The sequence below is a fragment of the Roseomonas marmotae genome, from assembly GCF_017654485.1.
GTDB classification, from domain to species: domain Bacteria; phylum Pseudomonadota; class Alphaproteobacteria; order Acetobacterales; family Acetobacteraceae; genus Pseudoroseomonas; species Pseudoroseomonas marmotae.
Map to the genome: position 1 here is coordinate 3,182,405 of NZ_CP061091.1, position 12,126 is coordinate 3,194,530.

12 protein-coding genes and 2 riboswitches are annotated in these 12,126 nt (G+C 69.3%); of the genes, 2 read left to right on the forward strand and 10 right to left on the reverse strand.

Annotated features, from left to right (window positions below):
* Position 1: 1 nt before the first annotated feature.
* Positions 2-520, reverse strand: coding sequence for a hypothetical protein (locus IAI58_RS14955; protein WP_237182248.1), 519 nt, complete (start codon positions 518-520; stop codon positions 2-4).
* A gap of 15 nt (positions 521-535) precedes the next feature.
* Positions 536-1,711, reverse strand: a complete 1,176-nt coding sequence (locus IAI58_RS14960) for a zinc-dependent alcohol dehydrogenase (protein WP_207445730.1) — start codon at positions 1,709-1,711, stop codon at positions 536-538.
* A 284-nt stretch (positions 1,712-1,995) separates the two neighbouring features.
* On the opposite strand from IAI58_RS14960, the gene IAI58_RS14965 reads away from it, so the two are divergent.
* Positions 1,996-2,247, forward strand: a complete 252-nt coding sequence (locus IAI58_RS14965) for a DUF3072 domain-containing protein (RefSeq protein ID WP_207445731.1) — start codon at positions 1,996-1,998, stop codon at positions 2,245-2,247.
* 10 nt (positions 2,248-2,257) lie between these two features.
* On the opposite strand, the gene IAI58_RS14970 is transcribed toward IAI58_RS14965, so the two are convergent.
* From IAI58_RS14970 to IAI58_RS14985, 4 genes are all read right to left on the reverse strand, one after another.
* Entirely contained in the window at positions 2,258-3,385 is a 1,128-nt protein-coding gene (locus tag IAI58_RS14970; RefSeq protein ID WP_408906191.1) for a site-specific DNA-methyltransferase, read from the reverse strand.
* Positions 3,386-3,406: 21 nt separating this feature from the next.
* Positions 3,407-4,033 (reverse strand): ribonuclease HII, encoded by a 627-nt coding sequence (locus IAI58_RS14975; protein ID WP_207445732.1) that lies wholly within the window; start codon positions 4,031-4,033, stop codon positions 3,407-3,409.
* The gene (locus IAI58_RS14980) at positions 4,033-4,968 is read right to left on the reverse strand and encodes an alpha/beta hydrolase family protein (protein ID WP_207445733.1); all 936 of its coding nucleotides are present in this window, start codon (positions 4,966-4,968) and stop codon (positions 4,033-4,035) included. Before IAI58_RS14980 ends, IAI58_RS14975 begins: the two co-directional genes overlap by 1 nt.
* Before the next feature lie 71 nt (positions 4,969-5,039).
* Complete coding sequence (locus tag IAI58_RS14985; RefSeq protein WP_207445734.1) at positions 5,040-5,492, reverse strand: GNAT family N-acetyltransferase; 453 nt, start codon at positions 5,490-5,492, stop codon at positions 5,040-5,042.
* An 85-nt stretch (positions 5,493-5,577) separates the two neighbouring features.
* Between IAI58_RS14985 and IAI58_RS14990 the strand changes: the two genes are divergently transcribed.
* Positions 5,578-6,702: a DNA topoisomerase IB gene (locus tag IAI58_RS14990; RefSeq protein WP_207445735.1), complete on the forward strand. Its 1,125-nt coding sequence runs from the start codon at positions 5,578-5,580 to the stop codon at positions 6,700-6,702.
* A 30-nt stretch (positions 6,703-6,732) separates the two neighbouring features.
* Here the strand turns inward: IAI58_RS14990 and IAI58_RS14995 are convergent, their stop codons facing one another.
* The 4 genes from IAI58_RS14995 to gcvT all read right to left on the reverse strand — a co-directional run bounded on the left by IAI58_RS14995 (position 6,733) and on the right by gcvT (position 11,754).
* Positions 6,733-7,305 (reverse strand): NUDIX hydrolase, encoded by a 573-nt coding sequence (locus tag IAI58_RS14995; protein ID WP_207445736.1) that lies wholly within the window; start codon positions 7,303-7,305, stop codon positions 6,733-6,735.
* A 76-nt stretch (positions 7,306-7,381) separates the two neighbouring features.
* A complete protein-coding gene (gene gcvP, locus IAI58_RS15000) occupies positions 7,382-10,270 on the reverse strand; it encodes an aminomethyl-transferring glycine dehydrogenase (protein ID WP_207445737.1) in 2,889 nt (962 codons plus the stop codon).
* Positions 10,270-10,644, reverse strand: a complete 375-nt coding sequence (gene gcvH / locus IAI58_RS15005; RefSeq protein ID WP_207445738.1) for a glycine cleavage system protein GcvH — start codon at positions 10,642-10,644, stop codon at positions 10,270-10,272. The genes gcvP and gcvH overlap by 1 nt, the downstream gene beginning before the upstream one ends.
* Positions 10,645-10,656: 12 nt before the next feature.
* The gene (gene gcvT / locus IAI58_RS15010; RefSeq protein ID WP_207445831.1) at positions 10,657-11,754 is read right to left on the reverse strand and encodes a glycine cleavage system aminomethyltransferase GcvT; all 1,098 of its coding nucleotides are present in this window, start codon (positions 11,752-11,754) and stop codon (positions 10,657-10,659) included.
* Between the two features lie 58 nt (positions 11,755-11,812).
* Positions 11,813-11,894: riboswitch (glycine riboswitch) on the reverse strand.
* A 4-nt stretch (positions 11,895-11,898) separates the two neighbouring features.
* Positions 11,899-12,000: riboswitch (glycine riboswitch) on the reverse strand.
* Positions 12,001-12,126 lie beyond the last annotated feature (126 nt).

Genomic DNA, 12,126 nt, shown 5'->3' on the forward strand with positions numbered 1-12,126 from the left:
CTCAGGGGGCCTCCCGCGCCGCGCCACGCGCCGAAGCGACCCCATAGGGGAAGCCGGAACGGTCGCCGTAGTCCCGTCCCGGGCCGGCGGGGCGGCCGTGCCGCGCCCGCAGCTGCGTGGTGCAGAGGATATCCAGCGCGGTGACGCCGAGCACCGCCAGCAGCGCCAGCTGCACATTCTCCCGCTTGGGATTGTCAGGCAGTGCTGCCGCCAGCGTCGCGATATCCAGCGCGTCGCCGGCGATGCGGCTGGCGACGCCCGGCACCGGGTTCACCGAAAGGCAGGCCATGCCGGAGGCGATCTCCCGCACCCCATAGCCGCGGATCAGCCCCTCGGCGCCCTGCATGCCCAGGGAACGCGCCAGGCTCCTGGCAGCGAAGATCTCCAGCACGCCGAGGCCGATGCTGAACCAGCCCAGCCCGCGTGCCAGCTGGTCCGGCGCCCCGAGGGAGCTTGGCCCGGTGCAGAGCACCTTGGGATCGCCGGGGAAGCGGGTGATCTCGGCGGCTCTGGTCAACATGTTCATGTCAGCACCTCAGGGCTTGAGGACGACCTTGATGCAGCTGTCCTGCTTGTCGCGGAAAACCTTGTACATCTCCGGCCCGTCTTCGAGCCGGGCGGTATGCGTGATGACGAAGGAAGGGTCGATCTGCCCTTCCTCGATCCGGCGGAGCAGGTCGTCGGTCCAACGGTTCACATGCGTCTGGCCCATGCGGAAGCTCAGGCCCTTGTTCATGGCCATGCCCATCGGGATCTTGTCCACCAGCCCGGCATAGACGCCGCAGATGGAGATGATGCCGCCGGGGCGACAGACATACATCATTTCGCGCAACACATGGGGCCGGTCGCTTTCCAGCATCATGACCTGCTTGGCGCGGTCCATCAGCGTATCGGGCTGGCTGGGCGTCACATGCGCTTCCAGGCCGACAGCATCGATGCATTTCTGCGGGCCCTTGCCGCCCGTCAGCTCGTTCAGCCGCTCGACGACGCTGTCCGTCTCGAAGTTGATGGTGATGGCACCGCCCGCGGCGGCCATGGAAAGCCGCTCGGGGATATCGTCGATCGCCACCACCTGCCTGGCGCCGAGCAGCACGGCACTGCGGATCGCCATCTGACCCACCGGGCCACAGCCCCAGATCGCCACGGTATCCTCGGGCTCGATGTCGCAATGCACCGCCGCCTGCCAGCCAGTGGGCAGGATATCGCCGAGGAACAGCGCCTGCTCATCCGTCATGCCGTCCGGCACCTTGATATGCGTCGCATCGGCGAAGGGGACGCGGAGATATTCCGCCTGCCCGCCCGGATAGCCGCCGGTCAGATGCGTATAACCGAAGAGCCCGGCGGTGGTGTGGCCGAAGACCTTGTCGGCCAGCTCCTTCTTGCGGTTGGTCCTTTCACAGACGGAGAAGTTGCCGCGCCTGCACTGCTCGCACTCGCCGCAGATGATGGTGAAGGGCACGACGATCCGGTCGCCCTTTTTCAGCTTGTGCCTCGCATCCGCGCCGACCTCGACGACCTCGCCCATCATCTCATGGCCCATGATGTCGCCGGGCATCATGGCCGGGATGAAGTTGTGGAAGAGGTGCAGGTCCGAGCCGCAGATGGCGCAGCTCGTGACCTTGATGATGGCGTCGCGGGAATCCTCGATCTCGGGGTCGGTGACGTTGTCGCAGCGGATATCCTGCTTACCGTGCCAGACCAGCGCTTTCATCGCAGGCTCTCCATCGAAAGGTGCAGACGATACGATCGCTCCGCACGACACCACGGAGAGGAAGCCTGCGTCGTGAGAACGCGGTGCCCGGCAGAGACGTTCTGAATCTAGCGCTGCCGCCAGGGCCATCCGGATGCTGGATGCAACATGGACCGCCCGCCCGGGTTTCCACGGCATCCTCTCGTCATCACAGCCTTGTCAGAGGGAGAGAGGCCGCCGGCCTCCGGGGCAACCGCATGGCCCCGACCCCGTTATACGAACAGAACACGAACAAGGATCTTCCCATGGCCCGTCAAGGCAAGGACGACCACAGCACCGCCCCGAAGGCGCCGCAGGGCGATACGCCCGGCAACACCGTCAAGGACCCGGATAACTGGACCACGGGCGACGAGACGATGACCGGCGCCCAGGCCAGCTATCTCAAGACGCTCTGCGAGGAGGCAGGAGAGGAATTCGACCCCGGGCTGACCAAGGCGGAGGCCAGCAAGAGGATCGATGAACTACAGGCCCGCACGGGGCGCGGGCGGGACCACTGAGCCGGTTGGCTCAGGCCCCCATGCTGCCCACGATCTCGGCGCGCAACTCGTCCAGCAGGCGCAGCGAGCCGTCGCGCCGCTCCAGGTGCCAGAAGAGCCAGCCGTTGCAGGAGGGCGCTTCCTGCACCGCCGCGCCCACCTGATGGATGGAGCCCTGCGCGGTGCCGCAGCGGAGCGAGCCATCGGCCCCCACCTCCGCCACGAAGCGGCGGTGACGGTCCACCAGCCGGGCGCCGGGCGGCACCATGCCGCGTTCCACCAGCGCGCCGAAGGGGATGCGCGGCTGCTCCCGCCGCGTCGGCGTCACCAGCATGGCGGATTCCGACAGCGGCTCGATGGCGTTAATGCGCGTGCGGGCGGCGGCGGCATAGGTCGGGTCGCGCTCGATGCCGATGTAGCGGCGGCCCAGGCGCTTCGCGACGGCGGCCGTGGTGCCGGAGCCGAGAAAGGGGTCCAGCACCACATCCCCCGGCGAGGTGCAGGAGAGAATGACCCGGTGCAGCAGCGCCTCGGGCTTCTGGGTCGGATGGACCTTCTGCCCCTTCTCGTCCCGCAGCCGCTCACCCCCCGTGCAGAGCGGGATGAACCAGTCGCTGCGCATCTGCGTGTCGTCGTTCAGCGACTTCATGGCGGTGTAGTTGAACTTGTAGCGGCTGTCCTGTCCGCGCGAGGCCCAGATCATCGTCTCATGCGCGTTGGTGAAGCGCCGGCCCCGGAAGTTCGGCATCGGGTTGGCCTTGCGCCAGATGACGTCGTTCAGGATCCAGAAGTCCAGGTCCTGCAAGGCCGCGCCCAGGCGGAAGACGTTGTGGTAGCTGCCGATCACCCAGATGGTGCCGTCCTTGCGCAGCACGCGCCGCGCCTCGGTCAGCCAGGCACGGGTGAAGGCGTCATAGGCCGCGAGATTGGAGAAACGGTCCCAGTCGTCATCGACGCCGTCCACGACGCTCTCGTCCGGACGGCGCAGCTCGCCCTTCAGCTGCAGATTGTAGGGCGGATCCGCGAAGATGGTATGCACGGAAGCCGGGGGCAGCGCCCGCAGCATCTCGATGCAATCCCCTTCCAGGATACAGTCCAACGGCAGATCTAGCCCCGTACCCACGCCGTCAAACCCTCCTGCGACTCGGGGGCCGAGCATGCGTCGGGGTGAGTCAATGCGTCAAGAGAGCTCGAGAAGCATCTGATCGACCGGCGCGAAGCCGCGGCGGTGGTGCGGAGTCGGCCCCAGTCGCGCCAGGGCCTCCCGATGCGCGGCGGTGGGGTAGCCGGCATGGCGGGCGAAGCCGTAGCCGGGCCAGCGCGGGTCCAGCCGCGCCATGGCCCGGTCACGCGTCACCTTGGCCAGGATGGAGGCGGCGGCGATGGAGAGGCTGATGCTGTCACCCTTCACCACGCAGCGCACGGCGCAGGCCAGGCCGCGCGGCGGCTGGTTGCCATCCACCAGCACGAGGTCTGGCATCAGCCGGAGCTTCGCCACCGCGCGCGTCATGGCGAGGTGCGTGGCGCGCAGGATGTTCAGCCGGCCGATCTCGGCGGCGCTGGCGGCGGCCACGGCGCCATCCAGCACGCCCTCCACCCTGGCGGCCCGCAGCGCCTCGAAGGCGGCCTGCCGCTTCGCCGCATCCAGCTTTTTCGAGTCATCCAGCAGGGCGGCCAGCCCGGCCGGCGGAGGCCTGTGGAAGAGCACGGCGGCGGCCATTACAGGCCCCGCCAGCGGGCCGCGCCCAGCCTCGTCCACCCCCGCCACGCGGCCGCCGGCGGCGATCTCCAGCAGATAGTCCGGCATCAGGGCGCCAGCCCCTTGCTCTCGATCATGTCGCCCCGCTCCAGCAGCCCGGGCGCGCCCTGTGACAGCAGGCGGCGGGCTTCGTCATCGCCCAGCCATACGCCGCGCAGGAAGGCCACCGCAAGCGCCGCGGTGCGGGGGTGGTAGGAGCTATCCTCCCATCGCGCGCCGGTGCCGGGCTCATCCGCGAAACTGCCATGGGCCGCGCCGGCGAAGACGGCCAGCACCTGCCCCGGCGCGGTGATGGCGTCATAGGGGATGCGGCGGCTGAGCGGGCTGTTGCCGCCCATGAAGTCCCGGTCCTCGGTACCCGTGACATGCAGCATGGGCGCGCGCACGCGGTCGATGGCCAGACGCGGCGGCAGGCCCTGAGGCGGAATGGGGGAGAGGGCGATGCCGGCGCCCAGGCGAGGCTCCGGCAGGGTCAGGCCGCGGTCGCCGCCGGGCACGCGCTGGCCCAGCATGGTCTGCACCAGCCAGGCGCCGTAGGAGTGCCCGGCTATGGCGATGCGGGAGAGATCGAGCCGCCTGGCCAGATCCGCCCGGCGCGGCAGCTCATCCAGCACGAAGACGGTATCGAGAATGCGATCCAGCGCCCGCCCGGCATCGGTCACGGCGGCGGCCAGCGCCAGGCGCGTATCGCCGCCATTGCGCCAGAGGCTGTCGTCCGTGCCGGGGTGTTGCAGGTGCAGCACAGCGAAGCCCGCCTGGGACAGCCCCCGGCCGAGATAGCCCAGCCCCTCCCGCGATCCGCCCAGGCCGTGGGAGACCAGCACGACCGGCGCCCTCCCCCCGCCCTCGGGCAGGCGCAGCAGCATGGGCAGGCTGCGGTTGCGGGCTGGGTCACGCCAGGACTGGCGTACCTCGGTGAAGGCCATGGCCGGCGTGGCGGCCAGGAAAGCGGGCAGGCTCAGGGCGGCGCGGCGGGACATCATCGGCCTCAGATGGGCATGCCGGGCGGCACGGCAACGGCGCGCGCCCGGCGGATTTCTCAGCCGCCCGAGCGTCAGAGCTTGATGTCGTAGGTGCGCCAGGGCGTCAGCGTCGCCACGCGGTCATAGACGGCGCGGCCGCGATAATTGTTGTCGGCCGTGATCCAGCGGATCAGCCCCCAGCCGCGCCGGCGCCCCTCATCGGCCACGGCGGCGATCAGCGCATCGGCCACCCGCCCGCCACGCGCCGCCGGGTCCACGAACAGATCGTCCAGGAATCCGCCGATGCCGGCATAAAGCGGGCGCCAGTAGGGCCGGTAATGCGCGAGGCCGATGGGCCGGCCATCCCGCAGCGCCAGGAAGCCTTTCACGTCATGCGCGGGGTCCATCAGCCAGCCCCAGACGCGGGCGCGCATCTCCGGCGTCTGCTCCACACGGTAGAAGGCGGCATAGCCGGCATAGAGGGCTTCCCAGGCCTCGCGGTGGCCTTCTTCGATCGGCAGGATTTGAGGCGCTTCGTCGGGCATGTCCGGTTTCCTTCAGCGGGCGCGGCGGAACCCAGGCCGCCTGCCATGCGTTTCACAGGCCCCGCCAATCGCGGATGCCCGAGCCATGCTGACTGAAGCCGCCGCCAAGGTCGAGCCACCACGGCCACCAGCCGGTATCCCGCCCAGCCGCGCGGAGGAGGCGGAAGCCGCCGCCGCCGCAGGGCTGCGCTATGTCTCCGACGACGGGCCGGGCATCCGCCGCCGGCGCAGCGGCGGCGGCTTCGCCTATCGCGACGACAAGGGCGCGGCGATCAGGGAAAAGGCCACGCTGCAGCGCATCCGCAAGCTGGCCATTCCACCGGCCTGGACCGATGTCTGGATCTGCCTGCGTGCCAACGGGCATATCCAGGCCACAGGCCGCGACGCCAAGGGACGCAAGCAGTATCGCTACCACCCGGAATGGCGGGCGGCGCGGGATGCGACGAAGTACGAGCATGTCATGGAATTCGCCCATGCCCTGCCTGGCATCCGCAGGCGAGTGGACGAGGACATGGCCCTGCGCGGGCTGGGGCGGGAGAAGGTGCTGGCCACCGTCGTGCATCTGCTGGACACCACGCTGATCCGCGTCGGCAATGAGGATTACGCCCAGGCCAACAAGAGCTATGGCCTGACGACGCTCCGCACCCGCCATGTGGCGGTGGAGGGCGCCGAGCTGCGCTTCGAGTTCAAAGGCAAGAGCGGCAAGATGTGGAAGCTGCGCCTGCGCGACCGGCGCGTGGCGAAGGTGGTGCGCGCCTGCCAGGACCTGCCGGGCCAGGAACTGTTCCAGTATCTCGGCGAGGATGGCGAGCGGCAGAGCGTCACCTCGGCCGATGTGAACGCCTATCTGCGGGAGATCAGCGGGCACGACATCACCGCCAAGGATTTCCGCACCTGGGCCGGCACAGTGCTGGCCGCCATGGCGCTCAGCGAGTTCGAGACGTTCGACAGCGCGACAGCCGCGAAGCGCAACATGAAGGCGGCGATCGAGCATACGGCGTCGCGGCTGGGCAATACGCCGGCGATCTGCCGCAAATGCTATGTCCATCCGGAAGTGCTGGACAGCTACATGCAGGGCGGCCTGCTGGTGCAGGTGAAACAGGAGATCGAGGCCGAGCTGCGCCAGGAGCTGCCGGACCTGAAACCGGAGGAAGCCGCCGTCCTGGCCTTCCTGCGGGCACGGCTGGCCCGGGCGATGAACGGCGGCTGACGCCACGGACCTCCGCGCCCGGTCCACTTCTCAGAGCCGCAGGGAGAAATCCAGCTTTCCGGCATCCGACAAGGCCAGCAGCAGCGCCGAGACGTGCATGGCCTGGGGCAGCAGCCCGGCATTCAGCCCGGCCAGCACGGCGGTCAGCGGCAGGATCTCCACCGCGATATCCTCGCCCGGCTCATGCTGCGTGGTGGCGGTGGGCAGCACATCCAGCGCGAGGACCGTATGGCAGAGATTGCGGTGGGTGGCGGTATTCGGGTGCAGGGAACAGACATGTCGCAGGCTGCCGGCGACAAATCCCGTCTCCTCCCGCAATTCCCGCGCCGCTGTCTCGACTGGCCCGGCATCGCTGGTTTCCATGGCGCCGGCAGGCAGTTCCAGCGTCTGGGCCTGGGCGCCGTGGCGGTATTGCCGGACCAGCACGATCCCGTCCTCCGGCGTCAGCGCGACAACCTGCACCCAGTCCGGATAGGAAAACGTGTAGAAGGGGTCGAGGAGATGGCCTCTGGCGTCCCGGCAGGCATCGGCCGTGACGTCGATCCAGCGGTCCCGCAGGACGCTGCGGGAGGTCAGGACCTCCCAGGGGGCATGATCCGTCACGCGACCTTTCCTCGGCTTGAGCCAGGGAAACGTGACAAAAAGGCCAGGAGTTGCGAAACCCCTGGCCCGTCGCAGGTTACTCGGCCGCGATCTGATGCGCGTTGGCGTAGTCTTCCAACGGCGCGCAGGTGCAGATCAGGTTGCGGTCGCCATAGACATTGTCCACCCGCTTGACCGGCGGCCAGTATTTGCGGGCGGCGACATAGGGCAGCGGGAAGGCTGCTTCCTGGCGGCTGTAGGGATGCGTCCATTCCACCGCCATGACTTCCTCGGCGGTATGGGGCGCGTTCTTCAGCGGGTTGTCGGCTTTGTCCATGCGGCCCTGCTCCACCGCGCGGATCTCGGCGCGGATGGCGATCATGGCATCGCAGAAGCGGTCCAGCTCGGCCTTGGTCTCGCTCTCCGTGGGCTCCACCATCAGCGTGCCCGCCACCGGCCAGGACATGGTCGGCGCATGGAAGCCGTAGTCCTGAAGGCGCTTGGCGATGTCTTCCACCAGCACGCCGCCGCCCTGCTGGAAGCCGCGGCAGTCCAGGATGCACTCATGCGCCACCATGCCGCGTGCGCCCTTGTAGAGCACGGGGAAGTGCCCATCGAGCCGGCGGGCGATGTAGTTGGCGTTGAGGATGGCGACCTGGGTGGCTCGCGTCAGCGCCTCCGCACCCATCATGCGGATATAGGCGTAGCTGATGGGCAGGATGGAGGCGCTGCCGAAGGGCGCCGCCGAGACCGGGCCATAGCCGGTGGCGGGGCCCGCTTCCGCCAGCAGCGGATGGTTCGGCAGATGCGGCACCAGATGCGCCGCCACGCCGATCGGCCCCACGCCCGGGCCGCCGCCGCCATGCGGGATGCAGAAGGTCTTGTGCAGGTTCAGGTGGCAGACATCGGCGCCGATCCGGCCGGGGGCGGTCAGGCCCACCTGCGCGTTCATATTGGCGCCGTCCATATAGACCTGCCCGCCGGCCTGATGGACCAGGTCGCAGATGCGGATGATCTGTTCCTCGAAGACGCCATGCGTCGAGGGATAGGTGATCATCAGCGCCGAGAGCTTATCGGCATGCTGCGCGATCTTGGCCTCAAGATCGGGAAGATCCACGTTGCCGTCGCGGTCGCAGCCGACCACCACCACCCGCATGCCGGCCATCGCGGCCGAGGCGGGGTTGGTGCCATGGGCGGAGGACGGGATCAGGCAGATGTCGCGCTCGCCATGGCCATTGGCATGATGGAAGGCGCGGATCGCCAGCAGGCCCGCATACTCGCCCTGGCTGCCGGCATTCGGCTGCAGGGAGACGCCGGCGAAGCCGGTGATGGCGGCCAGCCAGCTCTCCAGCCGCCGGATCATCTCGATATAGCCCTGCGCCTGATCGGCTGGCGCGAAGGGATGGATGTCCGAGAAGCCGGGGAAGGTGACGGGGATCATCTCCGCCGTCGCATTCAGCTTCATCGTGCAGGAACCGAGCGGGATCATGCTGCGGTTCAGCGCGACGTCCTTGTCCTCCAGGCTCTTGAGGTAGCGGAGCATGGCGTGCTCGGCATGGTGCGTATGGAACACCGCCGCCGTCAGGATCGCCGACTGCCGCTCCAGCGCCTGCGGGATGCCGCCGGCGGGGGTGCCGAGCGCGCCGCCCAGCACCTCGGCCAGCACCGCCAGCTCCTCGCGCGTGACGGTCTCGTCCAACGCGATGGAGAGGGCGCCATCGTCCAGCTTGCGGAGGTTGAAGCCGCGCTCATAGGCCGCGTGGTAGAGGGCGTCGGCCTTGTCGCCGGCTTCGATGGTGATGGTGTCGAAGAACCCGACATGGCGCAGCTTCAGCCCGGCGGCCTCGGCGGCGCCGGCCAGCAGGCGGGCCTGCAAGGCCACGCGCTTCGCGATGCGGCGCAGCCCTTCCGGCCCGTGCCACACCGCATACATGCCGGCCATGACGGCCAGCAGCACCTGCGCGGTGCAGATGTTGGAGGTCGCCTTCTCCCGCCGGATATGCTGCTCGCGCGTCTGAAGGGCCAGACGCATGGCGGGCTTGCCGGCCACATCGACGGAGACGCCGACCAGGCGGCCGGGCATCAGGCGCTTATAGGCATCCTTCACCGCCATGAAGGCAGCATGCGGACCGCCATAGCCCATCGGCACGCCGAAGCGCTGGGAGGAGCCGATGACGACATCCGCACCCATCTCGCCCGGCGCCTTCAGCAGCACCATCGACAGCGGATCGGCCGCGACGATGGCCAGGCCACCGGCCGCCTGCGCGGCGGCGATCTCCGGCGCGATGTCCCGCACCTCGCCCGTGGTGCCGGGATATTGCAGCAGCAGGGCAAAGGGCTTCTTCGCGGCGCAGGCGGCGGCGATCTCAGCCGGGGTCACGATCTCCACCGCCAGCTTCAGCGGCTCGGCGCGGGTGCGCACCACGGCGATGGTCTGCGGATGCACATCCGCCGCCACCAGCAGGGTGGAGGATTTCGCCCTGGTGGCGGCGAGGGCCAGCGCCATCGCCTCGGCGGCGGCGGTCGCCTCGTCCAGCAGCGAGGCATTGGCGACGGGCAGGCCGGTCAGGTCCGTCACCATGGTCTGGAAGTTCACCAGGGCTTCCAGCCGGCCCTGGGCGATCTCGGCCTGATAGGGCGTATAGGCCGTGTACCAGCCGGGGTTCTCCAGCACGTTGCGCAGGATCACGGGCGGCACATGCGTGCCATGGTAGCCCATGCCGATCAGCGACTTGCGGCGGACATTCTTCTCCGACAGCGCGCGCAGCTCGGCGATCACCTCGGCCTCAGTGATCGCGGGCGGCAGGACGGAGAGGTCCTGCCCGCGGATATCGGCGGGCACCGTGCGGTCGGCCAGCGCATCCAGGCTGTCGACGCCGACCACCTTCAGCATGGCGTCGATCTCGGCCGGCGAAGGGCCGATATGCCGCTCCGCGAAGGCGCCATGGTCCTCCAGCGCCTGGAGTTCGGCGAGGGCGCTGGACATCAGAGGCTGCTCACGAATGCCGCGTAGTCGGCCTCGCTCATCAGCGCGTCGATGGAGGCGGGGTCGGCGGGCTCCATCTTGAAGAACCAGCCATCCGTGGTCGGCGCGGAATTGGCCAGGGCGGGATCATCGACCAGGGCCTGATTGGCCTCCACCACCTTGCCGGCGATGGGCGCATAGACGTCGGACGCCGCCTTCACGCTCTCCACAACCGCCACAGCCTCCTCGGCCGCGACCTCACGGCCGGCCTCCGGCAGCTCGACGAAGACCACGTCGCCCAGGGCATTCTGCGCATGCTCGGTGATGCCGATGGTGGCGACGCCACCCTCCAGCCGCACCCATTCATGATCCTTGGTGAACTTCAACTCGGCCATCGGGGCAGGTCCTTATCGGGCGTAACGGTGGGGAACGAAGGGGGTCGGCGCGACGCGGGCCGGGGAGGCCTTGCCGCGCACCATGAGGTCGAGCGCCGTGCCGTCGGCGGCGTGTTCGCGCGCCACGTAGCCCATGGCGCAGGGGCCGTTCAGCGAGGGGCCGAAGCCGCCGCTGGTGATCTCGCCGACCACCGCGCCGCCGGCCTGGATCGGGGTATGGCCACGGGCGGGCTGGCGGCCTTCGGGCAGGATGCCGACGCGCAGGCGCTTCGGGCCATTGTCCAGTTCGTCACGAACCCGCCCGGCGCCCGGGAAATTCCACTCGGTGCGGCGGCGCTTGCCGATGGTCCAGACGAGGTTGGCCTCCACCGGGCTGGTGCTCTCGTCGATGTCGTTGCCGTAGAGGCAGAGCCCCGCCTCCAGCCGCAGCGAGTCGCGGGCGCCGAGGCCCGCCGGCACGGCGCCGGGCAGGGCCAGCAGGGCGCGGGCCAGCGCCTCGGCCTGCTCCGCCGGGACGCTGATCTCGACCCCGTCCTCGCCGGTATAGCCGCTGCGGCTGACGAGGGTCTGGATACCGGCGATCTCGACCGCCTGCACGTCCATGAAGCGCATGGCGGAGACGGCCGGGGCCAGGGTGGCCAGCGCGGCCACGGCACCCGGACCCTGGAAGGCCAGCAGCGCGCGGTCCGGCAGGCGCTTCAGGGAGACACCGGCAGGCAGCACGGCCTCGATGGCGGCGCAGTCCACGTCCTTGCGGCTGGCATTCAGCACCAGGAAGAGCCGGTCCCCGAGATTGGTGACCATGAAGTCGTCCAGGATGCCGCCGGATTCGGTGGTCAGCAGGCCGTATTTCTGCCGGCCGGGCTTCAGGATCTTCACATCGGCCGGCGTCAGGCGCTCCAGCGCCTCGGCCGCGCCCTCACCCACCAGCTCCGCCTGCCCCATATGGGAGACATCGAAGAGCGCGGCGGCCTGCCGGGTGGCCAGGTGCTCCGCCATGATGCCGGCGGGATACTGCACGGGCATGGAATAGCCCGCGAAGGGCACCATGCGCGCGCCCAGCTCCCGGTGCAGGGATGCCAGGGGGGTTTCGAGAAGCGTCTCGGTCACGTCGGCCACGCAGCCTCCATCGCCGCGCGGGCGCGGCGGGTCAGGGTTCGTGGCCCCCCTCTGTCCGATGACCTGAGAGATTCAGCGCGGTATCGCGCCTTACTCCGTCGGTGCCGGTTTTAAGGCCGGGCTTTCCAGAGTCCCCTTCCCCACGCGGCCCTTCTGCCTGAGCGTTTCCGGGGGCCGGTTGCGCCTTCGGCGACAGCACCCCGGACCCGGGGCGCCATTCTCTCCCGCGTGGGATCAGCGGGTCTTCACTCTCTGCCCGAGCCGGCGCCCCTGTGCAACACGCCATCGTGGCTCCGGCGCCAGGAAGTGGCGGCGGGGGCGCATGGCGGCCGCCCCGGTTGCACAGCGGAATGGCAGACTGCC